The sequence below is a fragment of the Leucobacter sp. NPDC058333 genome, assembly GCF_042726155.1.
Classification (GTDB): Bacteria; Actinomycetota; Actinomycetes; order Actinomycetales; family Microbacteriaceae; genus Leucobacter.
The window spans coordinates 699,532-724,045 of record NZ_JBHXHV010000001.1; the positions used below are offsets into that span (position 1 = coordinate 699,532).

21 protein-coding genes are annotated in these 24,514 nt (G+C 66.3%); 10 read left to right on the top strand and 11 right to left on the bottom strand.

Translation table 11 applies throughout. From position 1 onward, the window contains the following. The 3 genes from ACFWHR_RS03170 to ACFWHR_RS03180 are packed head-to-tail and all read right to left on the bottom strand — an operon-like array spanning position 1 to position 3,451. On the bottom strand, positions 1 to 879 hold the full coding sequence (locus ACFWHR_RS03170) for an ABC transporter permease (protein ID WP_382446818.1): 879 nt from the start codon (positions 877 to 879) through the stop codon (positions 1 to 3). Then, positions 876 to 1,844, bottom strand: coding sequence for an ABC transporter permease (locus ACFWHR_RS03175; RefSeq protein ID WP_382447749.1), 969 nt, complete (start codon positions 1,842 to 1,844; stop codon positions 876 to 878). Before ACFWHR_RS03175 ends, ACFWHR_RS03170 begins: the two co-directional genes overlap by 4 nt. Positions 1,845 to 1,903: 59 nt before the next feature. After that, a complete protein-coding gene (locus ACFWHR_RS03180; protein ID WP_382446819.1) occupies positions 1,904 to 3,451 on the bottom strand; it encodes an ABC transporter substrate-binding protein in 1,548 nt (515 codons plus the stop codon). Between the two features lie 267 nt (positions 3,452 to 3,718). Here ACFWHR_RS03180 and ACFWHR_RS03185 point away from each other — a divergent pair, with 267 nt between their 5' ends. Both ACFWHR_RS03185 and ACFWHR_RS03190 read left to right on the top strand, forming a co-directional pair. Next, positions 3,719 to 4,108 carry a hypothetical protein gene (locus ACFWHR_RS03185; RefSeq protein ID WP_382446820.1) on the top strand — a complete coding sequence of 130 codons (390 nt, stop codon included), beginning with the start codon at positions 3,719 to 3,721 and terminating at the stop codon, positions 4,106 to 4,108. 425 nt (positions 4,109 to 4,533) lie between these two features. Next, positions 4,534 to 4,854 carry a hypothetical protein gene (locus ACFWHR_RS03190; protein ID WP_382446821.1) on the top strand — a complete coding sequence of 107 codons (321 nt, stop codon included), beginning with the start codon at positions 4,534 to 4,536 and terminating at the stop codon, positions 4,852 to 4,854. Here the strand turns inward: ACFWHR_RS03190 and ACFWHR_RS03195 are convergent. From ACFWHR_RS03195 to ACFWHR_RS03210, 4 genes are all read right to left on the bottom strand, one after another. After that, positions 4,851 to 5,786: an NAD(P)H-hydrate dehydratase gene (locus tag ACFWHR_RS03195; RefSeq protein ID WP_382446822.1), complete on the bottom strand. Its 936-nt coding sequence runs from the start codon at positions 5,784 to 5,786 to the stop codon at positions 4,851 to 4,853. The genes ACFWHR_RS03190 and ACFWHR_RS03195 overlap by 4 nt on opposite strands. Then, complete coding sequence (locus ACFWHR_RS03200) at positions 5,783 to 7,621, bottom strand: phospho-sugar mutase (RefSeq protein WP_382446823.1); 1,839 nt, start codon at positions 7,619 to 7,621, stop codon at positions 5,783 to 5,785. Before ACFWHR_RS03200 ends, ACFWHR_RS03195 begins: the two co-directional genes overlap by 4 nt. Before the next feature lie 265 nt (positions 7,622 to 7,886). Beyond that, positions 7,887 to 9,044: a helix-turn-helix domain-containing protein gene (locus ACFWHR_RS03205; RefSeq protein ID WP_382446824.1), complete on the bottom strand. Its 1,158-nt coding sequence runs from the start codon at positions 9,042 to 9,044 to the stop codon at positions 7,887 to 7,889. A gap of 97 nt (positions 9,045 to 9,141) precedes the next feature. Further along, positions 9,142 to 10,377, bottom strand: a complete 1,236-nt coding sequence (locus ACFWHR_RS03210; RefSeq protein WP_382446825.1) for a flavin monoamine oxidase family protein — start codon at positions 10,375 to 10,377, stop codon at positions 9,142 to 9,144. 305 nt (positions 10,378 to 10,682) lie between these two features. Here ACFWHR_RS03210 and ACFWHR_RS03215 point away from each other — a divergent pair, with 305 nt between their 5' ends. The 4 genes from ACFWHR_RS03215 to ACFWHR_RS03230 are packed head-to-tail and all read left to right on the top strand — an operon-like array spanning position 10,683 to position 14,702. After that, positions 10,683 to 11,810, top strand: coding sequence for an extracellular solute-binding protein (locus ACFWHR_RS03215; RefSeq protein ID WP_382446826.1), 1,128 nt, complete (start codon positions 10,683 to 10,685; stop codon positions 11,808 to 11,810). Between the two features lie 5 nt (positions 11,811 to 11,815). Continuing rightward, positions 11,816 to 12,730: an ABC transporter permease gene (locus ACFWHR_RS03220; RefSeq protein ID WP_382446827.1), complete on the top strand. Its 915-nt coding sequence runs from the start codon at positions 11,816 to 11,818 to the stop codon at positions 12,728 to 12,730. Next, positions 12,730 to 13,515: an ABC transporter permease gene (locus ACFWHR_RS03225; protein ID WP_382446828.1), complete on the top strand. Its 786-nt coding sequence runs from the start codon at positions 12,730 to 12,732 to the stop codon at positions 13,513 to 13,515. The genes ACFWHR_RS03220 and ACFWHR_RS03225 overlap by 1 nt, the downstream gene beginning before the upstream one ends. A gap of 5 nt (positions 13,516 to 13,520) precedes the next feature. Beyond that, a complete protein-coding gene (locus tag ACFWHR_RS03230) occupies positions 13,521 to 14,702 on the top strand; it encodes an ABC transporter ATP-binding protein (RefSeq protein ID WP_382446829.1) in 1,182 nt (393 codons plus the stop codon). A 104-nt stretch (positions 14,703 to 14,806) separates the two neighbouring features. Here ACFWHR_RS03230 and ACFWHR_RS03235 read toward each other — a convergent pair whose 3' ends face one another. Both ACFWHR_RS03235 and ACFWHR_RS03240 read right to left on the bottom strand, forming a co-directional pair. Then, positions 14,807 to 16,162 carry an MFS transporter gene (locus tag ACFWHR_RS03235; RefSeq protein WP_382446830.1) on the bottom strand — a complete coding sequence of 452 codons (1,356 nt, stop codon included), beginning with the start codon at positions 16,160 to 16,162 and terminating at the stop codon, positions 14,807 to 14,809. A gap of 190 nt (positions 16,163 to 16,352) precedes the next feature. After that, positions 16,353 to 17,042, bottom strand: coding sequence for a helix-turn-helix transcriptional regulator (locus tag ACFWHR_RS03240; RefSeq protein WP_382446831.1), 690 nt, complete (start codon positions 17,040 to 17,042; stop codon positions 16,353 to 16,355). A 91-nt stretch (positions 17,043 to 17,133) separates the two neighbouring features. Between ACFWHR_RS03240 and ACFWHR_RS03245 the strand changes: the two genes are divergently transcribed. From ACFWHR_RS03245 to ACFWHR_RS03260, 4 genes are all read left to right on the top strand, one after another. Next, complete coding sequence (locus ACFWHR_RS03245; protein WP_382446832.1) at positions 17,134 to 17,886, top strand: alpha/beta fold hydrolase; 753 nt, start codon at positions 17,134 to 17,136, stop codon at positions 17,884 to 17,886. 338 nt (positions 17,887 to 18,224) lie between these two features. Continuing rightward, positions 18,225 to 18,857, top strand: coding sequence for a helix-turn-helix domain-containing protein (locus ACFWHR_RS03250; protein ID WP_382447750.1), 633 nt, complete (start codon positions 18,225 to 18,227; stop codon positions 18,855 to 18,857). Next, positions 18,854 to 20,224 (top strand): NAD(P)/FAD-dependent oxidoreductase, encoded by a 1,371-nt coding sequence (locus tag ACFWHR_RS03255; RefSeq protein ID WP_382446833.1) that lies wholly within the window; start codon positions 18,854 to 18,856, stop codon positions 20,222 to 20,224. Before ACFWHR_RS03250 ends, ACFWHR_RS03255 begins: the two co-directional genes overlap by 4 nt. 10 nt (positions 20,225 to 20,234) lie before the next feature. Continuing rightward, positions 20,235 to 21,848 carry an amidohydrolase gene (locus tag ACFWHR_RS03260; RefSeq protein WP_382446834.1) on the top strand — a complete coding sequence of 538 codons (1,614 nt, stop codon included), beginning with the start codon at positions 20,235 to 20,237 and terminating at the stop codon, positions 21,846 to 21,848. A gap of 185 nt (positions 21,849 to 22,033) precedes the next feature. Here ACFWHR_RS03260 and ACFWHR_RS03265 read toward each other — a convergent pair whose 3' ends face one another. Together ACFWHR_RS03265 and ACFWHR_RS03270 are read right to left on the bottom strand one after the other, a co-directional pair. Continuing rightward, positions 22,034 to 23,338 carry a flavin monoamine oxidase family protein gene (locus tag ACFWHR_RS03265; RefSeq protein WP_382446835.1) on the bottom strand — a complete coding sequence of 435 codons (1,305 nt, stop codon included), beginning with the start codon at positions 23,336 to 23,338 and terminating at the stop codon, positions 22,034 to 22,036. Positions 23,339 to 23,568: 230 nt separating this feature from the next. Continuing rightward, positions 23,569 to 24,390, bottom strand: a complete 822-nt coding sequence (locus ACFWHR_RS03270) for a purine-nucleoside phosphorylase (protein WP_382446836.1) — start codon at positions 24,388 to 24,390, stop codon at positions 23,569 to 23,571. Positions 24,391 to 24,514 lie beyond the last annotated feature (124 nt).

Genomic DNA, 24,514 nt, shown 5'->3' on the forward strand with positions numbered 1-24,514 from the left:
TCACCGCGCCTTCCGGTGGGGGTCGAGGGCGTCACGCAGGCCGTCGCCCAGCAGATTCAGTCCGATGATGAGGAAGATGAGTACCGCGCCGGGAGCGAGCATGGTCCACGGCGCGACGGTGACGAGCGTCTGCGCGTCGAACACCATCGACCCGAGCGATGCCGCTGGAGGAGGGGTGCCAAACCCGAGGAAGCTCAGTGAAGCCTCGGTCAGCACGCCCCACGACAGCGACAGCGTGATCTGTACGATGAGGATGCTCGTGAGGTTGGGCAGGATGTGCTGCACCATGATGCCGACCGGGCGCATGCCGGTGGCGCGCGCCGCGCTCACGTACTCCGACTCCCGAAGCGACAGCACCGGCCCGCGGGCAACGCGCACGAAGATGGGTGTGTACACGACCGCGATGGCCACCGCGACGGTGAACCACGTACGATCGAACACCGCCGCGAGCGTCAGCGCCAGCAGCAGCGGCGGGAACGCGAAGAGCACGTTCGTGATGCCGCCGATCAGGGTGTCGCCGACGCCGCCGAGATAGCCAGAGACGACGCCACCAATGGTGCCGACGACCGCCGCGAACAGCACTGCGACGAGCGCGACGAGCGCCGAGTTAGCGACGCCCGAGGCCGCCCGCGAGAAGATGTCACGTCCGAACTGATCGGTGCCGAGCAGGTGGGTGCTTGAAGGCGGCTGCAGCCGAGCGGTCGCGTCTTGCGCCGCCGGGTCAAAGGGCAGCAGCCCGAACGCTGACGCGAGCGCGACGATGCCGAGCACGGTCACTATGACGGTGCCGACGAGGCCGCTGGGGCTGCGCAGGAGTGCTCGAACGCCGCCGCGGCGGGGCGACACCTTAGCGGTGCCGATGGCTTGTGTACGGGTCATGATGCACGCACCCTCGGGTCGATGCGGCGGTAGAGCAGGTCTGTGAGCAAGTTCACGATGACAAAGAGAAGGGCGATGACAAGAACCGTGCTCTGCACGACTGCGTACTCTTTCTGATTGATGCCGAGCAGCACCTGTCGGCCGATGCCCGGAAGCGAGAAGATCTGTTCGACGACGACGGCGCCTCCGAGCAGGTAGCCGAACTGCATGCCGGTCATGGTCACGATCGGAACGAGTGCGTTGCGCAGAACGTGCCGCCACTGCAGCCGCCGCGGGGGTACGCCCTTGGCGCGAGCGGTGCGCACGAAATCGAGCGATCGAATCTCGAGCACCGCGGTGCGGGTCGTGCGCATGATCGGTGCGGCGATGCCGAAGCCGAGCACGATCGCGGGGAGCGCCATCTGCTGCAGATTGAGCCCCGGGTTCTCCCACAACCGGGCGTAGCCGAGGCCGTTCGGGTTGAAGCCCCACTGCTGCGCCGAGATTGCGAGCAGCGTGACACCGAGCAGAAACGCGGGAACGCCGAGCCCCGCGAGTGCGATCGCCTGGCCGAACCAGTCGCGCACCGCGTCTTGCCGTGAGGCGGCGAGCACGCCGAGCGGAACACCGATGAGCAGGGCAACGGTGATTGCCAGCAGTGCGAGTTCGATGGTGACCGGCAACGCGAGCGCCGTCATCTCGAGCACGCTCTGCTGCGCCCTCGCCGAGAAACCGAGATTGCCGGTGAGCAGCTGGCCGATCCACGTGAAAAATTGCAGGATCAGCGGCTGGTCGAGGCCGTAGTAAGCCTCGAGCGCGGCGCGCTGGTCAGCGGTCAGCGCGGCGGCTTCGGTGCCGTAGCTGGCGGTGATCTGATCCCCGGGGATCGCCCGCAGCATCAGGAAGACAGCGATGGCCACCCCGAGCAGGGTGAGCAGCGCGCCGCCGATGCGCCGGGCGATCGTCGAGGTGAGTGAACGGGACAGGGCCGTCTCCTTCCATGACGGCTGCCCGGCCGATCAGACCGGGCAGCCGATGAGCGGAACTACTTGACGGTGACGTTGCGGAGGTTCTCGAGGGAACCGTTGGCGAGCGGAGTGAACCCGCTCACGCCATCCGCGAGGGCCGTGTAGCTGTAGCCGGTGAAGAGCCACACCCACGCGGCGTTGTCTTCGAGTTCGGCCGCGACATCGTTGTAAATCTTGACGCGTGCCTTCTCGTCGAGCTCTGAGCGGCCCTTCGCGAAGAGTGCATCGAGCGAGTCCGAGCTGTACCCCGCGACCGCATTCAGGTTGCCCGTGCTCGTGAAGTAGCGACCGTACATCGTGTCGGGATCGGGCTGGCCGCCGTTGAGCGCGACGGCGAGTTCGAAGTCGCCCGCGACCCAGCGGTCGACGTAGGCGCCGGATTCGAGCGGCTCGATGTTCAGCGTGATGCCGACCTTCTTGAGCTGCGCCTGCAGGTTCTCGGCCTCGGCGACGGCGGTGGAGTACCCGTCTTGCATCACGATCGCGTTCAGGGTGAGGCCGTCGGCCTTCCCTGCATCGGCGAGGTGCTTCTTTGCCTGGTCGAGGTCGACGGTCGGGCACGGCCGAGCGTCGGGGTCGGAGCGGAACGCCGGCGAGGTGATCGGCCCGGTGACCTCACCCGCGCCGAGCGCGGCGGAGTCGAGCACCTCTTGGCGGTCGATGGCGCACGCGATCGCGAGGCGCACGTCGACGTTGTCGAGCGGTGCCTTGTTCGCGTTCAACTGGAGCGCGTGGTAGCTCAGCTGCGGGGTCTCTTCGACCTTGACCGAGCCGCCGATGGTGTCGGCGACGAGCTTGTCATCGAACACGGCCATCTGTACGTTGCCAGCCTGCAGCGCCGACACGATGGCTGACGAGTCGGGGATCACGCGGAACTCCACCTCGTCGACCTTCGGAGCGCCATCCCAGTACTTCTCGTTTGCGGCGAGGGTGAGCGATTCGTTCGGTGTGCGCGATTCGAGCGTGAACGCGCCGGTTCCGTTGGGAGTCTTCTCGATGGCCGCGAGATCTACATCGGAGGGCAGGATCGCCATGGTGATGACGGCGAGCTTTGAGACGAGCGCCGCGTCGGGAGCGCTGAGAGTCATCTCAACAGTGGTCGGGTCTGGTGCTGTCATCTTCGTGACCGAGGAGAGGTTTGCGGCGGAGACCGCGGCCGTCGACTCGTCTTGAATCGCCTCATACGATGCGATTACGTCAGCAGAGTCGAACTCTGATCCGTCGGCGAATGTGACGTCGGGCCGCAGCTTGAAGGTGACGGTGAGGCCGTCGTCGCTGGTCTCCCAGCTCTCTGCGAGTCCCGGCACGACCGTGAGATCGTCATCGAGTTCAGTGAGGGTGCCGTAAAGATTCTGCAGCACGTTCACCGACTGGAACTGGGTAGCGGTCCACGGCACGAGCGTGTCAATATCGGTGGTGACGCCCACGACGAGCGGGCCGCCGCCGCCGCTTCCCGAGCCTCCGGCGTCGCCGCCGCCTCCCGAACACGCCGTGAGGGCGAGTGCGCCCACGGCGGCAATACCGAGCAATCCCTGCACGGTGCGGGTACGCATCTGACGTTTCATACTGACATCTCCTTGTGAGCAACTCTGGTCACGAACCCCGCCCGCGCGCAGCGAGACAGGTTGTAGGAAACAGTTTACCTATCAGGTGCTCAGAATGTAAATCATTTTCTAAACAAGGCTCCACGATTCTTGGAAGGAGCCGGATTTTTCCGCGCAGGAAAAGTCCGAAATGAGGAAAATTGCCGACTTTGCTCAAGTGTCGTTCTGTTTAACGTATGTTTTCAGTTGATTACTCGGATAAACCCGTTGTCGATAAGGACGCGCTAGATGGATGATTTTGATGCAACCCACGAAGCAAATAAAGCTTTTTGTAGGAACCTCGCGGTGAAGTTTCCTGCGCTTCCCCCGATTCTCAAAAAGAATCTGGAAGACGAAGATGGAGACCTCAACACGTACCTTTTTGCATCTGCTGTCGTTGAGTGGGCTGAGGCGAACGTGGTGTCTAGAGAGTCTGATGTGATGCAGCTTCTTGCGGCGCTCAACCAGGGGCTTGCCGAGGGCGAACGCGAAGTACCAAACTTCATTGCGGTAGGTTTCGGCGAATCAATTTCGCACGAGACACCGTTGTTGCCTTTTCTGCAGGGTGATCTCAAAGGTTGGTACGAATATGACGTTGGAATATCTGATGAGCACCCTCGTTTGAGGAGCGGAAATTAGCCGAATAGTGTGTTCGGTGAGTGTTTAGGTTAGCGTTGCCGCCATCTGTGGCGGGGAGGCTGGTCTGTTGCGGGTGCGTGTGTGGGACCGGCGACAGGCTGAGATCAGTGCAGATACTCAACCCATGGTGGCATTCCTCTTGGGGCGTAATGAGAACGAGATCGTAATTGAAGAAGTGAAGCGTCCAGCAGGCGCAGTTTCGGCCAGAATGAGCGCCTTTGATAAATGGGCGGGCTGCGTCGCTGGGTTCTGTCCTGTCTGTGCAGGTGGATGCTGGGCAACCGGGCCGGGGTATGTTCCGTGCGTACTCGCCTGTTGCGTGGGAGTACTTGCAACGTGCGGCATCTTCAACGGGTAGGGGCACAATGGACGAGGATCGAAAACACAATCCTGCGCCCATCGAAGTTCGGTTGCAGAACCTCCCTATGGATGACCGGCGCGAGGTACTTGAAGCAGTTCGACTAGGTCGCGCGGTCAGCCGCATTGAACTGGCACCTTTGGCGCTCGAGTACGCCAATGATTGGCAGCGCAGCGGAGGACATCGTCTGTATACCAAGTGGTACTACTGGCTGGCATGCGTCATTGCGGGGGCGCTCGCGTTTGTAGCATTCGGATGGTGGGCACCCGTGATTGTCGTTGTAGTTATGACGCTCGGGCCGCTGCTGTATCGAGACCGAGTCGCTCTCGCCGGGCGCGCGGCCGTGCTCAATCGCGAGCTGCTCGATCGCGGCGAGCAGCAACACTAGGCGCTCGCGGCAGCGATGAGCGCGGCGAACGCGACCGGAATTGCCGCCGCGACGTCGCCAGCCGTGATCGGCCTACCGGCGCCCGTCGCGTCGGCGTCGCCCGCCGCATGGCGAGCCGCGTAATCGTGCAGGAGAGCGGCCGTCGCCCCCAACTGCCCCAGGAAATCTGCGTCATTGCGAACGTCGTCGGCGCGCCCGGCGACTAGCGCGCCGATGATGCCAGCGAGCACATCGCCGGTGCCAGCGCTCGCGAGCCACGGCGTTGCCGGCCCAACGCTGCGCACCCACCCCGACGGCGTTGCGCAGATGGTCAGAGAGCCCTTGAGGAGCACTGTGACGCCGAGCGTCTTCGCGAGTCGTGAGGCAGCCGCTGCGCGCGGCGACGAGTCAGAACCGCGCGGCTCCCACCCCTCAGGAAAATCTCCGAGCTCGGCGGCCCGCCACAGCCGCTCGAATTCTCCGCCGTGCGGCGTGAGTATCGCGGGGGCGGCGTGTGACGCACCGGCCGCACCGCCGCCAACAAGATCCAGTGCACCCGCATCCACCACCACGGGAGCGTCACCCGCGAGCAGCGTCGCGAGTTCGCGAGTCTCGGGCGCCGAGCGCGTCGATGCATCCGTACCCGATCCGATGAGCCAGGCGTCGCACGGCTTCCCAGCGGGCGGCCCAAACACGGTCTCGGGCCGCGCCGCGAGCACAGCGGCGGCGGCGGTCGGCAGTCCGAACGGTGGCGCGGAATCGTCGACCGGCGGCACGTACCGCACCATGCCAGCCCCCGCACGCCAGGCCGCGCTCACGCCGAGCACCGCTGCGCCCGGGAAGTGCGCAGCGCCGGTGCGCACGCCGAGCACGCCGCGGCGGTACTTGTCATCGTGCTGGCCGGGCGGGCGCAGCAGAGCCGCTGCGTCCCGCGCCGTCCAGGAGTCGATCATGCGTGTGTCGCCGCCGACTGCAGCGCACCGAGCAGATCCCGCACTGAACGTTCGAGCTCGGCGAGCGCCTGTTCTGCCGCGGCCCGACGCTCGGACGCGCTGCCCGCGTCGCTGAACGTGTCGAGGTAGACCTTCAGCTTCGGCTCGGTGCCACTCGGGCGAATCATGACTCGGGAGCCGTCAGCGAGCTCGTAGCGCAGCACGTCGGCCGGCACCTCGGCCTCACCGGGCAGCAGCAGATCACGATGCGCGGTGACGGCGGTGTCGCCAAAAGCCGAGGGCGGATCCTGACGGATGCGAGCCGCCAGCGCAGAGGCCGCGGGCATCGACGGCAGTCGGAGCGTGACCTGGCCGCTCGCGAAGTGGCCGAAGCGCTCGCTCGCCTCATCGAGCCGATCCCAGATCGTGCGACCCTCGGCGGCGAGCTCGCGCACCATCGCGATGGCGTCGGCGCTCGCCGAAATGCCGTCTTTGTCGCGCACGATGCCGGGGTGAATGAGGTACCCGAGTGCCTCTTCGAAACCGAAGATGAGACCGGGAACGCGCGACACCCACTTGAAGCCCGAGAGAGTTTCGGCGTACCCGAGTCCGTACTCCGTTGCGACCGCGCGCAGTGCTGGGGACGAAACGATGGTGCAGGCGAGCGAGCCGTCGACGACGACACCGCGCTGAGCGGCAGCGGCAACCGCGCGCTCGGCGGCCCGCCAGCCGAGCAGCAGGCCAAGCTCGTTGCCCGTCAGGCGACGGTAGCCTGAGGCTTCGTCTGGGTGCGGCGCTGCGATCGCGAGTCGGTCAGCGTCGGGGTCGTGCGCGACGATGAGGTCCGCCTGCACGCCTCGGGCTGTGCGGAAGGCCAGATCGAGCGCACCCGGCTCTTCGGGGTTCGGGAAGTCGAGCGTGGGGAAGGCGCCGTCGGGAATGAGCTGCTCGCGTACTGGCGTGACGCTCGGCAAGCCAGACGAGAGGAACACGCGCCGCGCGATCTCGGCGCCGACGCCGTGCATCGCCGTGTACACGACCGAGATATCAGTGTCGCCGCCGCGAGCCACGCCCGGGGCGTCGGGTCGCTGCGGCAGACCCGCGAGAATCGCGGCCGACGTCTCCGCGACGTAGGCGTCTGCAACCCCGCTGCCGAGCACCGAATATCCGTGTGCACGCGGAATCTGCGCCAGGGGAGTGGTCGCCACGCGCTCAATGTGCGCGGCGATTGCGGCGTCGACGGGCGGAACGATCTGCGATCCGCCATCGTCGTCACCCAGGTACACCTTGTAGCCGTTGTCGCGCGGCGGATTGTGGCTCGCGGTGATCATGATGCCGGCCGACACGTCGAGGTGCCGCACCGCGAACGCGGTGAGCGGCGTCGGGCCAGCCTCTGGCAGCAGGTAGACGTCGACGCCGGCGCCGCTCATTACCTCGGCCGCATCGCGCGCGAAGATCGCTGACCCCACGCGGGCGTCGTAGCCGATCACCACCGACGGAGCAGTTCGGGATCCGCGACGCTCTGCGGCCTCGCGCAGAAACGCGGCGAATCCGGCGGTGGTCTGGGAGACGACCGCACGGTTCATGCGCTTCGGGCCCGCGCCCAACCGCCCGCGCAAACCAGCGGTGCCGAAGGCGAGTCGGCCACCGAACGACGCGTGCAATTCGGCGGCCGCTTCGGCGTCGCCGGCGGTCGCCCGAGCGATCAGCGATCGCGCCTCAGCGCGCGTGCTCGCATCGATGTCGGCGTCGGCCCACGCGGTCGCCTCGGCGATCAACTCTCGCAGCACGGCTGCGTCGTCAGTCGCCTCAGCTGCGCGAGCTCTGCGCGGCGATCCCGTCTCAGACTGTTCCATCGCGGCGTCTCCCTTCACCCGGCGAATGCCCGTTTCAAGCTACCACTTTCAAGGTTGGATCATGCTGGCGTGCGATGATGGTGGGCGCGTTCGAAACGTCGGATTCGTCGCGGGAGAGAGGAAGCCAGTATGTGCTCACCGGTTCGTTGTTCCACCTGCAATAAGGTGACGTGGCAGGGTTGCGGGCTGCACATTGAAGAGGCACTCGCCGGTTTCACGGAAGAGCAGCGCTGCACCTGCGAGCGCTAGACCCAGTTACACCTCGCTACGCCTCGCCGGGCCCGGGCGGCACGATTGCTTCGCCAGCGGGCGGCAGGTCGCCGCAGCCTATTGCGGCCTGCACCGCGAGCCAGCTTTCTGCCGCATCCTCCATTGATGAGAGGTCGCGGTCGACGATCTTCTCGATGCGCGAGATGCGAGCAATGAGCGTCTGTCGGTGCACGTAGAGCCGCTCTGACGCGCGCACCCAGCTGCGGTTCTCCTCGAGAAACACGCGCAAGGTCTGGGTGAGTGACGTGCCGCGCTGCTGATCGTAGGTGAGTAGCGGCCCGAGCACCTGCCGCGCGATGCGGCGCAGCTGGTCCACATCGTTCGGTAAGAATAATGATGTCGACTCGTGCTCCTCGTATTTGACCACTCGGCCGTCCTGATTACCGAGTAGGCCGCTCCTCGCCTGCCTCAGCGCGACCGGCAGCTCGTCGAGTTTCTGAAAGTACGCGCTGAGTGCGACCCCGCCGAACGAGGCGGCCAGCGTTTCGAATACGGCCTGAGTTGCGGCGCCCGGCTCGGCGAGCAGCAGCAACTGCCCCTCGCGCGTGGTCGCCAGCATTGGAATCTCCGAGGCAGCGCAGATCTCGTGCGTCTCGTCGAGTGCCGCGCGCGTGTCCGTGGGTTGCGCGACCGCGATCATGTACGGTGCCGTGAGGTCGTAGGCGGCGACGAGTCGGGCGGCCGGTTCGGCGGCAACGGTGCCGTCGCACAGCTCCGAGAGCAGCAGCGAACCGTGCAGGTGTTCAGCTCGCCGAGCGCGCACGTTGCGCTCGTGTTGAGCGGCGTCGGCGATCGCCATTGCGAGCGTGATGAAACGCACCTCGTGGGCCGTTTCGAGCACCGGGAACCCGATACTGCGCGCGTGCTCAAGCGCTTCCGGGGTGAACGGGGTCTCGATCATGACGCTATCGATCGCGACCGCCGCGAGGCCCGCGTGCAGCATGCCGTCGAGGTAACTGCACTGTTCCGCGGTCGTCGCGGGGACGCCGATGCCGGTCGTCATGACGAGCGTGTCTGGCACGAGCCAGTGCCACGGCTCACGCAGCTCGCTAATGTGCCCCCAGACAATCGGGCGTGTTTCGCCGACGCCCGGGGTCAGCGAAACGGTGCCGGCTGCGGGCAGCGCGAGCAACGACCCGACGGTGAAGGTCATGGCCTTAGCCTACGATGGCCCGCAGCGCCGCTCGCGGCAACCGCAGCAGTCGCGACCGCACGCGCCGTAATGTCGAGTCTCCCCCCGAAGCTCGTCGTCACCCTGAGAACGCGGCGCTGCTGGCCAAAGCCGCTGCCGCGCGATAGCCGGAGGCAACGGCCCCCGAGAGTGACTGGGCGAGCCCCGTGTGCTCGCCCGCGATTGCGACCCGTCCGGCGGCCACCTCGAATGCCGTGGCGTCGGCAGCATCCCAGTCAAGGTTCGGGGCGGAGTACGAGCCGCGCGCCCATGGGTCATCGGCCCACGTCGTGAGGAGCACGTCACCGTCGATTTCAAGTTCTGGCCGCATAGCGCGCAGCTCGCGCACCCAGCCATCTGAGCCGGCGGTTACGCCGAGCGCGTCGAGGGCGAACGGCCCGCCAGCGAACGACGAGAGTGCATTGATGCGGTGCTCGCCGTCGACCGATAGCGACCGCCATGACCACCAGGTGTGCTCGGGGTTCTGCAGTGCAGTATCGGAGTCGACCCGCGATATCGACACGCCGAGCTTGGCAGCAACGCCCATGAAGCGGTGGTCAAGTGCGCGCTGCTGCGCCTCCGGCAACAGAAACCCGAGCTCGAGTTCCCGCAGCAGCGGCAGCGGTGCGGCGATTACCGCGGCGTCGGCGTCGATGCGCGTACCGTCGCTCAGCGTGATCTGCACGCCGTGTTCGGTCTGGTCGACACCCGCGACCGGGTGCTCAAGGCGAACTTGGTCGCCGAGACGGCGCGCGAGTTCGATCGAGAGCGACTGATTACCACCGACGAAACGCCCGCCGTCTTCGACGTACCCGCCGGTCGTTGACGATTCATGCAGCAGCACCGCCTTCGCGCTCACCCGTTCGGGGTCGGCAGCCGCCGAAGTTGTGGTGCGGCGATACACAGGGTCGAGTCGGTAGTCGGCGCCGAGCGACGTGGCAAAGGCCCGCTCCAGCGAAACGCCGGTCTCGCCGTCGGCAATCATCTCTGACAGGGTCGCGCGCACTTGATCCACCGTCGCGTTCAGCTCGTCGAACGAGATCACGCGACCGTTTACGGTGCGGCGGCCGTAGCGTACGTTGTGCGACATGATCGGCACGCCGATCTCGGCGGAGAGCCGACGGATCGCGAATTCGGTCGGAAACACGTACTCGCCCCCGCGCTCGGTCACCTCGCCATTGCCGAGTCGCTGCGACCAGGTGCGCCCGCCAACGCGATCCCGCGCCTCGAGCACCGTGCAGCGGTGACCGGCCTTACCGAGTTCCCATGCAGCGGTGAGGCCGGCGAGGCCGGCTCCGACGACGACAATGTCCATGCGTGTTCCTCCTTGAACAGCGAGCGATGAGTCGCCTCCATCGTAGGTTCGACCGCTTGCTTTGTGGGGCGCAGCAGAGGGGAAACGACGGAGTTCTTATGTTCGTACTACCCCCGCTCAGACGACCGTACGAATCTATGAAAAACGGCCGCTGGCGGTAACGAAGGGGTAACAACGGCACTCGCGGCGAATGCCCCAGGCTAGCTTCAGAGTGACCCGCCGGGCCACGACACCGTGGCTGCCCCGTACGTAAGGGCACGGAAACGGCCGGCTCGGGTCCCCATCACGATGAAGTGAGGAACCACATGTCCACTTTCAAGAAACTTCGAGCCAGGCGCGGGATCGCGATCGTCGCGGGCGCCGCGGCGCTCGCGCTCACGATGGTCGGTTGCAGCGGCGGCGCAGACGCCGAGCCCGCCCCCGAACGCGACCTCGGCACGGCCGTTGCCGGCGAGGTCAAGGCTGGTGCCTTCGACGGCACCACGCTGACCTTCGCTGGCTCCGGCGGCATCTTCCAGGACGGCCAGACCAAGGCTCTCTGGGATCCGTTTGCCAAGGCTTCCGGTGCAACGTTCAACCAGGACGCGTTCGACGCGGGCAAGCTCAAGGCCATGGTCGACAGCGGCAACGTCAGCTGGGACATCGTCAACACCTCGCAGTTCGATACCGCTCGCGGCTGCGGCACGCTCTACGAAAAGTACGATTACGATCAGGTCGACATCTCGAAGGTGCCGAAGGAACTCATCACCGATGAGTGCATGGTGCCGCAGATTCTCTACGGATTGGTCGTCGTCTACAACACCGACAAGTTCGGCGACAACCCGCCGACGAGCGCGGCAGACTTCTTCGACACAAAGAAGTTCCCTGGCAAGCGCACCGTCAGTCAGTCGACCTACGTCGACCCGCAGACCATCGAGTTCGCGATGCTCGCACAGGGCCGCGACATCAACGATCTGAAGGTCGATGACATCGCCGGCGGCATGGACATGTACAAGGACCTCGGCGATGATGTCATCGGCTGGACCACGGGCGCGCAGGCACAGCAGCAGCTCGAGTCGGGTGAAGCCGTGATGGGTCTCGTCTGGTCGGGTCGCGGCTACGGCGCGGCGGCGGCCGGTGCACCGGTTGCCCCGATGTGGGAAGACTGGATGGTGATGGTCGACTCGAACGGCATCCCGAAGGGCGTCAAGGACCCGCAGGCAGCGTTCGCGGCGGTCAATTACTCGATCGGCGCTGAGCAGCAGGCCGAGATGACCGAACTCACCTCGTACGGCGGGGTCAATTCCGACTCGAAGCCGAAGGTAGACGACCAGCTCTCCGAGTGGCTCGTGACCGAGCACCTTGACACCGGTACCACCCCGAACATCGACTTCTGGGTCGAGAACTACGACGCTGTCGCGTCGACCTGGGCTGCCTGGGCGACGGGTAGCTGAGTGCAATGACCGACTACACCGTCACCGGGGGTGTCCCCGCAATCGCGGGCACCCCCGGTGCGGATGTCGGAGCGCCGAAGGTGCGGGGGCCGAAGAACTGGCGACCGCTCCTCCTGCTGATTCCGGCATTCGTCATTGTTACCCTGTTCTTCCTCGCTCCGCTCATCGACGTGTTTATTCGGTCGGTGACCGACCCGCAACCCGGGCTCCAGAACTACGAGTGGTTGTTCTCGACCCAGGCGAACCTGAACGTCGTGCTGCGCACGTTCTCGACCGCCGCGATCGTCACCGTGGTCTGCCTCGTGCTCGCGTACCCGTACGCGTACCTCATGACGATCGTCTCGGACCGCACGCGAAACATGCTGCAGCTGTTCATCATGATGCCGCTCTGGACCTCGATCCTCGTTCGCACCCTCGCCTGGATGGTGCTGCTGCAAGACACCGGCCCGATCAACGGCATCTTGGAAGCCTGGTTTGGGATCGGCCCGGTCCCGCTGATTCGCACCACCTTCGGTGTGGCGCTCGGTATGACCCAGGTGCTGCTGCCGTTCATGGTGCTGCCGCTCTATTCGTCAATGGCGAAGATCGACAAGCGCCTGCTGCCAGCAGCGTCGAATCTCGGCGCGAACCCGGTCACGGCCTTCTTCACGGTGTACCTGCCGCTGTCGAAGCCGGGCATTTTCTCTGGCGGCGTGACGGTGTTCATTTTGGGTCTCGGCTTCTACATCATCCCTGCACTGCTCGGGTCTTCGAAGGAGACGATGATCTCCGCGTTGATTCAGCAGCAGATCAGCGTGTTCCTCATGTGGGGTCAGGGCACGGCGCTCGGCATATTCCTGCTGGTGTGCACAATCCTGATTCTTGTCGTTGTCTCACGATTCAATAAAAACGGCAGCTTGTTCCCGGGGGTGGATCGCTAATGGCGTCAAAACGCTTGCTCGGCGTCTTCGCCGTCATCATCGTGCTCTGGCTGATCGTGCCGACCCTCGTGATCGTGCCGATGTCGTTCAATGAGGCGCCGTCGTTCAACTTCCCGCCCAAGGGATTCTCGACCCGCTGGTATGAGAACTTCTTCACCGATCCGCTCTGGCTGAAAGCGCTGTTCTCGTCGCTGCAGGTCGCGGTGCTCACGATGATCGTGGCTACCACGGTGGGTGTGCTTGCGGCGCTCGGCCTCTCGAAGGTGCGATTCCGCGGCAAGAGCCTCATGGAGGGCTACTTCCTGTTGCCCCTCATCGTGCCCGGGATCGTGCTGGCCGTCGGGTTGTACTCGCTGTTTCTGCGCATGAATCTGCTCGGCACCCTGCCCGGCTTCGTACTGGCGCACACGATCGTGTCAATGCCGCTCGTGATCACGAACGTGATGGCGTCGCTGCAGGGCCTCGATCCCCGCCTCGAACAGGCGTCGGCGAGTCTCGGTGCAGGCAAGATGCGCACGTTCTTCAGCGTGATCCTGCCGCTCATCGCACCCGGCGTGACGGCCGGCGCACTGTTCGCCTTCGTCACCTCCTTCGATGAGGTGGTGCTGTCACTATTCATCCAATCCCCTGCGCTTCAGACGCTGCCGGTAAAGATCTTCTCCAGCGTTACGCAGTCCAATGACCCGACCGTAGCCGCAGTGGCGGTCGTCACGATGCTCACCTCGGTGGTCGTGATGCTCGTCGCACAGTTTGCTACGCGGAAGAGAAAGCGACCAGTCGCGTGAACGCTATGACCCACAACGACATCCCCGTTCCCGAGGGGCACGAGCAGGCGCTGCGCGCCGAGGGGCTGAACACCTCGGTGATTCACACCATCGGCGAGGCGGGCATCAGCCTCAACCAGGTAACGAAGCGCTATGGCGACAGCACCGTGGTCGACACGATCGACCTCGTGATCGAGCCGGGCGAATTCATGACCTTCCTCGGGCCGTCGGGATCCGGCAAGACTACGACGCTGAACATGATCGCCGGCTTCACGTCGGTGACCGAGGGGCTGCTGCACATCTACGGCAAGCCCGTCGCGAAGCTGCCGCCGCACAAGCGCGACATCGGCATGGTGTTTCAGAACTACGCACTGTTTCCGCACAAGACCGTCGCGGAGAACATCGCGTACCCGCTGCAGCGTCGAAAGCTGAGCAAGGCGCAGCAGAAGGAAAAGGTCGCCAACGCGCTCGGCATGGTGAAGATGGGCGACTTCGGCGATCGCTACCCCTCGGAGCTTTCCGGTGGGCAGCAACAGCGCGTCGCGCTTGCCCGCGCACTCGTGTATGAGCCGCGCGTGCTGCTCATGGATGAGCCGCTCGGCGCACTCGACAAAAAGCTGCGCGAGTGGTTGCAGACCGAGATCAAGCGCATTCACCGCGAGGTGGGTTCCACGTTCGTGTACGTGACGCACGATCAAGAGGAAGCGCTGTCGATGTCTGATCGCATCGCCGTCTTCAACAACGGCAAGCTCGAGCAGGTGGGCACCTCTGAGGATCTGTACGAGGCGCCGCAGACCCTGTTCGTCGGCCGCTTCCTCGGTGAATCGACGGTGCTGCTCGGCAAGGGCACCGCGGTCGGTGACCGCCACACCGCGATCGAGGTCGCGGGCCACCGCGTCGTTGCGGACGGCCAGTCGCAGCACGAGGATCTGGCGATCCTGATCCGCCCCGAAAATCTGCGCCTCGAACCGGCCGGCTCCGTGCCCAGCGATACGCAGAACTCGATTCCGGTCACGATCATCGACGTCACCTACCTCGGGGCTTCGCGCCGCTACACGGTGCGGCTACCCGACGGCACCGAGGGCGCCGTGCGGCTCGGGCAGGACGCCCGCATCCACAACCGCGGCGACGCCGTGGAGATGATGTGGGAGATCCCGTCCGGTGTGCTCCTCGTTGATACCGGCGACGCGGGGGAATCAGCGACGTAGGTCGCTCCACCGCACGCAACTGAGCCCGGCTCGCGACCCCGCGTGGGGAGCGAGCCGGGCTCAGTTGTTCGTGTGCGACGCCAGCGGCGCTTGCACGGTGGCCGTTAGGCGTCGATGTCGATGTCCTTCGTTTCCTTCGTGAGCAGCAGCGAGACGAAGGTGATGAGGCCAGCACCCGAGAGATACAGACCGACGAGCAACGGGCTGCCGTCGGCGAGACCCCACAGCCACACGGCGACGATCGGCGCGAGAGCAGCACCCAAGATCGACGACACGTTGTATGCCACTGCCGAGCCGGTGTAGCGCACGTTCGTCGGGAACATCTCGGGCAAGAACGCGCCCATCGGCCCGAACGTGAGCCCCATCAGCGTGAAGCCGAGCGCGAGGAAAAACATCACCATCGGCGTGCTGCCGCCGCCGAGCATCGGCACGAATAGCAGCCCGAAGAGCACGATCGCGCCGGTCACGACGAGCAGCGTCTTGCGGCGTCCGAAGCGGTCAGCGAGCGGGCCAGAAACCAGTGTGAAGATACCGAAGAAGACCACGCCGAAGACCAGCATCAGAATGAACGCGTTGTACGTGTAGCCCGCGCCCGGAACGTCTGCGTCGGTCGGACGCGTGCCGTAGGTCAGCGTGAACGACGTCATCAGGTAGAACAGCACGTAGGTCGCGAGCATCGCGAACGTGCCCAGGATGAGACCCTTCCAGTGGAACTTAAACGCCTCGGCAATGGGCATGCGCTTCACGCCACCCGTCTTCTTCGCCTGCTCGAACGCGTGCGATTCAACGAGCTTGAGACGCACCCACAGGCCGACAATCACCATGAACGCCGAGAACAGGAACGGGATGCGCCAGCCCCACTCAAGGAACGCAGCCGAGGGCTGGCCCGGGTTCGACGGATCAGCGAGCACGTGATTGATCGCGTAGAACAGCATGTTCGCGATGATGAAGCCGATCGGGGCGCCCAACTGCGGGAACGTGCCGTACCAGGCGCGCTTACCGGCCGGCGCGTTCTCGGTCGCGACGAGCGCAGCGCCCGACCATTCGCCGCCGAGCGCGAAGCCCTGGGCGAGGCGCATGATGAGCAGCAGCACTGCGGCCCAGAGACCGATCTGCGCGTGCGTTGGCAGCAGTCCGATTGCGAACGTCGCAATGCCCATGGTGAGTAGTGACGCGACCAGCGTCTTCTTGCGGCCGAGCCGGTCACCGAGGTGGCCGAAGAAGATCGCGCCGACCGGGCGTGCGAGCATGGCCGCGCCGAACGTCGCAAACGACGCGAGCAGCGCGGTGGTCTCGTTCTCAGACGGGAAGAAGAGGTGCGGGAAGACGAGCACCGCCGCGGTGGCGTAAACGTAGAAGTCGTAGAACTCAATGGTGGTGCCGACGAGGCTCGCGAGAATCACCCGCGAGCGCGAGTTACGTGGAGTCGTCGGAGCAGTGGAAAGTGGCGTAGCTGACACGGGGTGCTTTCGGAGAAGACGGAAAGGTCGTGCAGAGATGCCGAGGTTGGGCTCAGTGCTCGACGTCGGGCGTGTCCGCTTGTGGCAGAACGGGGCAATACTACTCGGTCGTCGCTGCCCGGTCACGTTTACGCGGTCGCGATTGCCCGGTTACGCGCGCACCTACGCGGTCACGCGCGCACCTACGCGGTTACGCGCGCACCGAGGTGGCGTTTGCTGGCGGTTCGCCGACCTCGTGAATTGTGTGGCCGGTGCAGGGCGACTGCGTGACGCTGGCGCGCTCAACGCGCGTCACGGCGAACCATCGGATCGCGGTGCGCAGCCGGCACCAGCCGACGAGGTACCACTGGCCGTTCGTGGACGCGAACATTACGGGCTCGACGTCGCGGGTGGTCGTGACGCCGTCACCCGAGGTGTAGCGCAGGCGCACGACGCGCTGCTCGGACATCGCCTCTTCGAGCGCCGATCTGATCGCACGTGAAGTGGGCGCGGGTGCGTTCACCCAGACGCGAGCGGCGAGTTCGTCGGCTCGCGCTCGCGTGTCAGGATCGAGGACGTCCAGGATCTTGCGAACCCCGGCCGCCGCGTGGTCAGCGTAGGGGGCGTCCGGTGCCGCCGAAACCGCCGCCAGCATCGCGACTGCTTGGGCCGGAGACAGGCTGACCGGCGGCAGGGTCGCAGCCGCGGCCAGTCCGTATCCGCCGCCGGGGCCGGGGCGCGACCAGACGGGCGCGCCGCTGTTCGCGAGTGAGGCGAGGTCTCGTTTGACGGTGCGGACGGAAACGCCGAATTCTCGCGCCAATCGATCGGCAGAAGTGCCACGCGTGCCGTTGCGGCGCAGGGTTTCGGAGAGAGCGTGGAGCCGTTCGCTGCGTTTCATAGCAGGGCCGCGCACGTGGGCTCGCACGCTCGGATATTCATGACATAAATAGTGACACACTGTTGCCTGCGACGGGTGCGAAGGTGGGGCTATGACAACGAACGCGAGTACGCCGACCACCATTCTCATCGCGGGCCACTGGCTGGGGGCTTGGGCCTGGGATGAGGTCCGCGAACACCTGGAACGGAATGATGCGAGTGCGCCGACTCGCGTGCACGCGATGACGCTGCCTGGTCTCGACCGCGACGACCCCTCGCGTGCCTCGAAGACCCTCGACGACCAGGCCATCGCGATCGTCGATGTGCTCGACTCGCTCGGGGTCACCGCAGTCAAACCAGCGACGGTCGTCGCCCACAGCGGCGCGAATGCGCCGGTGAGCCTCGTGTTGGATCGACACCCCGAGCTGGTCGGGCGAGTGGTGTGGGTGGACTCCGGCCCGGTGGCGACCGGGAGTGTGTTCGCCCCTGAGATCGGTGAAGAGCTGACGGAGCTACCGTTGCCGCCGTTCGAGGAACTCGCGCAGCAGGCGAGCCTCGACGGGCTGAGCGACGCAGTGCTCGACAGGTTTCGCGCGCGAGCGGTGCCCGAGCCCGGACCCGTGCTTCGCCAGCCGGTCGAGTTGAGCAATGACGCGCGCCGCGGGGTTCCGACGACGCTCGTGTGCTGCTCGATTTCGAGTGCGCAGGTGCTGGAACTCGCCCAGGCCGGCCACCCCATGTTCGCCGAGATCGCGCACCTCGAACACCTCGAAGTGGTGGATCTGCCAACCGGGCACTGGCCCATGTGGAGCCGGCCCGTAGACCTGGCCCGCGTCATTCGGCGTGCGCTGAGCCCAGCTGTGTGAGCTGGGCTCTGCTGCGTGCGCTGAGCCCTGCGTGCCGAGCCCGCGTGTGCCGAGCCCCTCGTCGGCTGCCGAGCCCCTAGCGAAAATGCGTGCACGGGCGAGGGGTTCGGCGGTGGGGAAGGGGCTCGGCGGTCTCGTAGGGGCTCGGCCGTGAGGGAGGGGCTTGGCGCTCGCGTAGGGGTTCGGCGGGACGGAGCGCCGGGCGATCGCCAGCGCAGCCCCTCGCCATCGCAGCAGCGCCGGTGTACAGTGAGGTCGTATCACTGAACACTGTGTTCAGTGGAGCGGCCGGGGGGCCGCCGCGGAAACAGCGCGTTACGCAAGGGGGCGAAGTGTCGATGGTGTCGACGGCAGACTCTGACGCGTCCGAAGAGATCGATCTCGGCCGTCGTGTCGCGTCCTTTCGCGGCCTACGGGGCATGAGCCTTCGTGCGCTCGCGGCCGCCGCAGGCGTGAGCTCGAGTTTTCTGAGCCAACTCGAAAACGGTCACACGAACGCGAGCGTGGCGTCTCTCCGCAAGATCGCGACGGCGCTCGGCGTCACGCCGGCGCAGCTGCTCGACGATTCCTCCGCGCATACCCGCGGCGTGCTGAGGCGTGAAGATCGCCCGACGCTGCCACTTGAGGGCGCCGAGAAATTCGTGCTCTCAACACCCCCGCTCCGAAACCTCGAGGTCTACGCCGGCCGGTTCGAGCCGGGCGGAAGCACGGGCACTGAACCTTACACGCACGGGCACTCGCAAGAGATGCTCGTCGTGACAAGTGGCGAAGTCGTGCTCGAACTCGGCGACGATCGCTACACCCTGCGAACGGACGACTCCATCGAGTTCTTGAGTTCAGTGCCGCACAAGGTCGTCAACCGGTCTGGAGTGACGGCGAGCGTGGTCTGGATCAACAGCCCGCCCACGCCCGACTCAACACCGCACACCGTCGAATACCAGCACAATCGAAGAGGTCAGGACGCACAATGATTAACGGCAACGTCTCGCACTGGTGGCAGCAGCTCGGCTCGCCGATGCCGCGGCCCGAACTGCCGGGCAACATCACGGCTGATGTGGCGATCGTCGGCGCGGGGTACACCGGTCTCTGGACGGCCTACTACTTGAAGCAGCAGCGCCCCGATTTGCGTGTCGTCGTTGTTGAGCAGCGGCACGCGGGATACGGCGCTTCCGGTCGCAACGGCGGGTGGCTCACGAACTCGATCACCGGTGGCCGCGAGCAGTACGTGCGCACCCACGGCCGCGACGCGGCGACGCGCTTCCAGCGCGCGATGAACGACACCGTCACCGAGGTGATCAGGGTCGCGGCGGCCGAGGGGATCGACGCCGACATCAAACAGGGCGGAGAGTTCGAGGTCGCTTACACCCCGGCCCAGGAGGGGCGGCTGCGTGCGTTCGCCGCGGCGGAGCAGACCTGGCAGCACACCGACGTAGAACTGCTCGAGGCGCCGGCGGCGCAGGCCAAAATCAACGTCGCCGACACGCGGGCGGCGGTGTGGCACCCGCACGCGGCCCGCATTCAACCGGCAAAGCTCGTCGCCGGTCTCGCGGCCGCCGCCGAACGGCTCGGGATTGAAATCTATGAGCGCACGCGCGTGGTCGAGATCGCTCCGCACCGCGTGCACACGACGCACGGCACGGTCTCGGCAGAGTTCATCGTGCGCGCCACTGAGGGCTTCACCGCGAACCTCAAGGGCCTGCACCGTCTGTGGCTTCCGATGAACTCTTCGCTCATCGCGACCGAGCCGCTCGGCGCAGAGGTCTGGGATGAACTGCGCTGGAACCAGGGTGAAGTGCTCGGCGACTTCGCGCACGTCTACATGTACGCGCAGCGCACCGCCGACGACCGCATTGCCATCGGCGGCCGGGGTGTGCCCTATAAGTACGGTTCGAAAACCGACACCGACGGGCACACACCGGAATCGACCGTTGACACGCTGAGCGAGATCCTGCATCGCTTTTTCCCGGTCACTCGGGGTGCCGCCATCGATCACGTGTGGTCTGGTGTGCTCGGCGTGCCGCGTGACTGGGCCGCGACGGTCGGGCTCGATCGGGCGACGGGCATCGCGTGGGGCGGGGGGTACGTCGGTACCGGGGTCACGGCGACGAACCTCGCCGGGCGCACCATCGCCGACCTCATCATCGGAAACGACAGCGAAATCACCGGCCTGCCGTGGGTGAATCACCGCGTGCGCACGTGGGAGCCGGAACCGCTGCGGTGGCTCGCGACCACCGGGCTCTACGCCGCTTACGGGTACGCCGACCGCACTGAACTGGCCGGGCGAGCCCAGACATCGCCCATTGCGCACATCGCCGACGTCGTCACCGGCCGGCACTGAAAGGAACCTCATGGAGCACCACGGAAGCGACCTTGCGCTGATCGGCGCGAGGCTGCGCACCAACACGGAGGCCCACTCGAAGGCCACCGCGATCCTCGTCCGCGAGGGGCGCATCGAACTCATCGGTGATGATGCCGAGATCGTGGCCGCGGCAGAACAGTTCGCGATCCCGGTGCGGGATCTCGCGGGCGCGACCATCACCTCCGGCCTGTTCGACTCGCACACGCACCCGCACTGGGCGGCGACTGTCACGGCGGGCATTGACCTGGGCGGCCTTGAAACGATTGATGAGCTGCGATCGGCGCTGGCCGCAGCGCACGCGCGGCTGCCTGAGGACGCCTGGCTGCGCGGGTGGAACCTCGAATACGAGGCGTTCGAGCACACGGGCCTGCGCGGCGATCTGCTCGCCGACGCCGCACCGGGCCGTCCCGTCGCGCTCATCTGCTACGACCTGCACACGGCGATCGCCACGGCCCCCGCGCTCGCCGCAGCCGGCATCACGGGCGCACGTTCGTTCGACGACGCGAGCGAGATCGTGGTCGACGAGACGGGGGAACCGACCGGTGAACTGCGCGAGCCAACGGCCTACAACCTCGTGTTCGACGCGGCGCCGAAACCCGCGCACGACGAAGACCGGGACGCGCTGCGCGACATGTTCCGCCGGCTCGCCGCGGTCGGGCTGACGGGCGGCGCGATCATGGACGGCAAGGACAGCACGGTCGAGCTGCTCGCGGAGCTCGAGGAGCGGGGCGAGCTGGATCATCGTCTGACCGTGCACCACTGGCACGCCGTCGGCGACACAGACGCCGATGTGGCCCGGGTCATCGCGGCGAAGGATCGGGCCGGGCGACTCTGGCAAACGGGCGCGATCAAGCTGTTCAGCGACGGCGTGATCGACACCGGTACGGCCTGGCTGCACGCTCCCGACGCGTGTGGCGACGGTCGGGTGCCGTTCTGGCCGTCGTGGGATCGGTTTGGCGAGGTCGTGCGGGCGTATCACGACGCCGGCATGCTCATCGCAACGCACGCTGTCGGCGACTACGCGGTCAGCCGCGTGCTCGACGTGTACGCGACACTGCCGCAGCGGGCAGGGCTGCCGTTCCACACGATCGAGCACCTTGAAGTGCTCTCGGATGCGGACGTCGAGCAACTGCGCGGCAGCGGGGTAACGGCTTCGATGCAGCCGCTGCATATGCAGTGGCGGTCAGCGGACCACAGCGACGGGTGGGCGACGCGCCTCGGTGAGGGCCGCAACGCGACCGGATATCGCGTGCGCGACGTGCTCGATGCCGGGGTCACGCTGACGCTCGGCTCGGACTGGCCTGTCGCTCAGTACGATCCGCGGCTGGGCATGGCGTGGGCCCGCGGGCGTCGCACGCCGGGGGACCAGCACGCGAACGTGTTCGAGCCAGAGCAGCGGTTGACCGCCGAGGAAGCGCTGCTGGCGTATACGCTGTGGCCCGCGCAGGCCCGCGGTCACGTTGATCGCGGCGTGCTGGAAGTTGGCGCCGTCGCCGACTTGACGGTGTGGGGCGCTGACCCGGTGGAGGTCGAAGTTGACGAGTTGCCGACCGTCCCCATCGTGCTGACGGTGGTCGACGGCCGCCCGGTCTACGAGCGCTAGGCGCGGCGCTGCGGGCGCATGCTGCGCTGCGGGCGCTGCGCTTGCGGCGCTGCGGGCGCTGCGCTTGCTGCGCTGCGCTTTTGCGAGCGGGGTAACTTGTGGGGCGTGTTCCACGTGCAACACGCCCCACAAGTTACCCCGCTCCGGTGGTGGGAGATGGGGGAGGTGGTTTGGGGAGGGGCGGGTTACCGGCGCAGCGACTTCGCGATGTTGCGCGCCTCGCGCAGGCCGCTTTCGATCGCACCGTCGACGAACCCGCCCCAAAGGTTGGCGTTGTCGGTCGTCGCGAAGTGCACCACTCCGTGCGGGCGCTGCATCTCCGAGAGGTCGCGCGTGAGCTGCCCGGGCCGGTGCGTCATCCACGTGTTCTGCGAGAGTTCGTCGGTCATCCAATCGTGCGCGGTCACCCCGGTCACCTCGATCCCCGGACGGAACGCGTCAACCGCCGCCTGCACCGCCGCCACACTCTCAAGATCAATGCGCGTGTGATCAGGGCCAAACCCGACGAGCAGCGTGTACTCACCGTCGTCGTCGACCCCGTAATACTCTGCCTTCAGTACTGACAGCGGATCATGCTGGCTCGCATACGCAAAGAATCGCGGCACATGTCCGCGCGCCCGGATCCATACCTTCGTCCCCTGCGACGCGACGCGCTCCTGGCCGAGTCTTTGCCAGACCTCGGGTAGCGGCGGGTCAAACTTGATTCCCGAAATTGCGTTCGCTGGCAGGGTACTGACGACACGTCGGGTCCGGATCCGGCTCCCGTCTGCCAGCTCTACCTCTGCCCCGTCGGCATCGTGTGTGACAGACTCAACCGTCGTGCTGAGACGCACGTCTCCGGGCACGTCGGCCGCGATTGCAGCTGTGAAGGAGCTCATGCCGCCGACCACGCGGTAGGTCGCGGACGCTTCGTGCATGAGTTCCCAGTGCCCGCCGGTCGCCGAGACCCAGCGCAGCGCGCTCGACAGGCCGACCTCGTCGAGCGGCGCGTTGACGTGTCCCACCCACACCGATTCCGTCGCCGCCTGCGCCTCGGGGTCAAGCCCGAGGGAGTTTATGCGATCCTGAATGCTCATCGAGTCGAGCGCCTGGATGTTCCCGGCAGTCGGCTCAATGCCGCGCGGAATCGCCTCCCGCACGTCGTCGATGACCCGCTGCTGACCGTCGCTAATGAGCGCCATGAACTGGGCGAGCGTGCCCTGGCGAGTGGATCCGTCGGCGCCACGCCAGTAGGCCTCGTCGGCGCTCGGGCTGCGCTCGACCTCGCGGCCGTAACGCGTCGCCTCGGCCCAGGTGTGCGGCTGGACCCAGTGGATCCACGTCCCGCCGAGTTCGAGATCGTGCCCGAATCGGTGGTCGGTCCACGTTCGCCCGCCGACGCGGTCGCGGGCTTCGAGGACCACGACATTGAGCCCGGCGTGGCCGAGCTCACGGGCGGCGACCAGCCCGGCGAATCCTGCTCCGATGACGACGACGTCAACTGACTCCATGCGCTCCTCCTTGAGTGCTGCGCGCTGCGCGCACGTACCCACTGAGCCTAGCGCGCGTCGCCCCGTGTTTCGCCGCCGCGAGCCTTCCTCCCGCCCATCGCGTGCCTTCCTCCCGCCCATCGCGAGCGGGGTAACTTGTGGTGCGTGTCAGGGGCGCGACACCCACCAAAAGTTACCCCGCTCCGGAGGGCGCGGGCGCGCAGAGCACCGGGCGCGGGCGTGGGCGCGCCTTAGAGGCGCGCGACCACGCGCGAGAGCAGATCGGCGAGGCGTGGCTCTGCGGCCTTGCCCTCGGCGAGCACCTCGGCGTGGCTCAGGGGATCGCCCATGCCAGCCGCCGGGTTCGTGATCAGCGACAGCCCGAGCACCGCCATGCCTGCCTCGCGCGCAGCGATCGCCTCGAGCGCCGTCGACATGCCCACGATCTGCCCGCCGACGGTGCGCAAGTAGTGAATCTCGGCCGGCGTCTCGTAGTGCGGCCCGGGCAGCTGCACGTAGACGCCCTCCTGCAAGCTGGGCTCGACCGAGCGCGCAATATCCCGCAGGCGCGACGCGTAGAGATCGGTGAGGTCGACGAAGTTCGCCCCCTCGATCGGCGACACGGCCGTGAGGTTCAAGTGATCGCTGATAAGCACGGGCTCACCGGCACGGAACGCAGGATCAACCCCGCCAGCCCCGTTGGTGAGGATCATGATCTCGGCACCCGCCGCCGCCGCGGTGCGCACGCCGTGCACGACCGACCGCACACCCCGACCCTCGTAGAAGTGGGTGCGTGCACCGATCACGAGCGCGTGCTTTCCGGTTGCGAGCCTGATCGAGCGGAGCGTTCCCGAATGCCCCGGAACGCCGGATGCGTGGAAGCCGGGCACCTCCTCGGCCGGTACCACTGCGACTGTCTCGCCGATTACGTCGGCGGCCTTGCCCCAGCCGCTGCCAAGGGTCAGCGCGATGTCGTGGCGCTCAACGCCGGTGAGGCGTGCGATGGCAGCGGCGGCCTCGGCGGCGATGTCGGCTGGTGTGGTTGCGGGCTCCGTCGAGATGGCGTCGTTCATGCGCTCAAGTGTAGAGCTGCCCCACCGAACACGAGGGTTCCCGTTGAACGCGAGGGGAAAACAGGCGCAAAAGCCCTCGCTCTCGACGAGAACGCTCGTGGTCAGCGGGATTGGGGCGGCGCGG

What these genes read in the sequence shown, in the direction of transcription:
- ACFWHR_RS03190 (WP_382446821.1), top strand. Translation starts at nt 4,534, where the DNA reads ATGGATGACCGGCGCGAGGTACTTGAAGCAGTTCGACTAGGTCGCGCG.
- ACFWHR_RS03255 (WP_382446833.1), top strand. Translation starts at nt 18,854, where the DNA reads ATGATTAACGGCAACGTCTCGCACTGGTGGCAGCAGCTCGGCTCGCCG.
- ACFWHR_RS03230 (WP_382446829.1), top strand. Translation starts at nt 13,521, where the DNA reads ATGACCCACAACGACATCCCCGTTCCCGAGGGGCACGAGCAGGCGCTG.
- ACFWHR_RS03225 (WP_382446828.1), top strand. Translation starts at nt 12,730, where the DNA reads ATGGCGTCAAAACGCTTGCTCGGCGTCTTCGCCGTCATCATCGTGCTC.
- ACFWHR_RS03215 (WP_382446826.1), top strand. Translation starts at nt 10,683, where the DNA reads ATGTCCACTTTCAAGAAACTTCGAGCCAGGCGCGGGATCGCGATCGTC.
- ACFWHR_RS03170 (WP_382446818.1), bottom strand. Translation starts at nt 879, where the DNA reads ATGACCCGTACACAAGCCATCGGCACCGCTAAGGTGTCGCCCCGCCGC.
- ACFWHR_RS03200 (WP_382446823.1), bottom strand. Translation starts at nt 7,621, where the DNA reads ATGGAACAGTCTGAGACGGGATCGCCGCGCAGAGCTCGCGCAGCTGAG.
- ACFWHR_RS03180 (WP_382446819.1), bottom strand. Translation starts at nt 3,451, where the DNA reads ATGAAACGTCAGATGCGTACCCGCACCGTGCAGGGATTGCTCGGTATT.
- ACFWHR_RS03195 (WP_382446822.1), bottom strand. Translation starts at nt 5,786, where the DNA reads ATGATCGACTCCTGGACGGCGCGGGACGCAGCGGCTCTGCTGCGCCCG.
- ACFWHR_RS03220 (WP_382446827.1), top strand. Translation starts at nt 11,816, where the DNA reads ATGACCGACTACACCGTCACCGGGGGTGTCCCCGCAATCGCGGGCACC.
- ACFWHR_RS03260 (WP_382446834.1), top strand. Translation starts at nt 20,235, where the DNA reads ATGGAGCACCACGGAAGCGACCTTGCGCTGATCGGCGCGAGGCTGCGC.
- ACFWHR_RS03240 (WP_382446831.1), bottom strand. Translation starts at nt 17,042, where the DNA reads ATGAAACGCAGCGAACGGCTCCACGCTCTCTCCGAAACCCTGCGCCGC.
- ACFWHR_RS03250 (WP_382447750.1), top strand. Translation starts at nt 18,225, where the DNA reads ATGGTGTCGACGGCAGACTCTGACGCGTCCGAAGAGATCGATCTCGGC.
- ACFWHR_RS03205 (WP_382446824.1), bottom strand. Translation starts at nt 9,044, where the DNA reads ATGACCTTCACCGTCGGGTCGTTGCTCGCGCTGCCCGCAGCCGGCACC.
- ACFWHR_RS03185 (WP_382446820.1), top strand. Translation starts at nt 3,719, where the DNA reads ATGGATGATTTTGATGCAACCCACGAAGCAAATAAAGCTTTTTGTAGG.
- ACFWHR_RS03245 (WP_382446832.1), top strand. Translation starts at nt 17,134, where the DNA reads ATGACAACGAACGCGAGTACGCCGACCACCATTCTCATCGCGGGCCAC.
- ACFWHR_RS03210 (WP_382446825.1), bottom strand. Translation starts at nt 10,377, where the DNA reads ATGGACATTGTCGTCGTCGGAGCCGGCCTCGCCGGCCTCACCGCTGCA.
- ACFWHR_RS03265 (WP_382446835.1), bottom strand. Translation starts at nt 23,338, where the DNA reads ATGGAGTCAGTTGACGTCGTCGTCATCGGAGCAGGATTCGCCGGGCTG.
- ACFWHR_RS03270 (WP_382446836.1), bottom strand. Translation starts at nt 24,390, where the DNA reads ATGAACGACGCCATCTCGACGGAGCCCGCAACCACACCAGCCGACATC.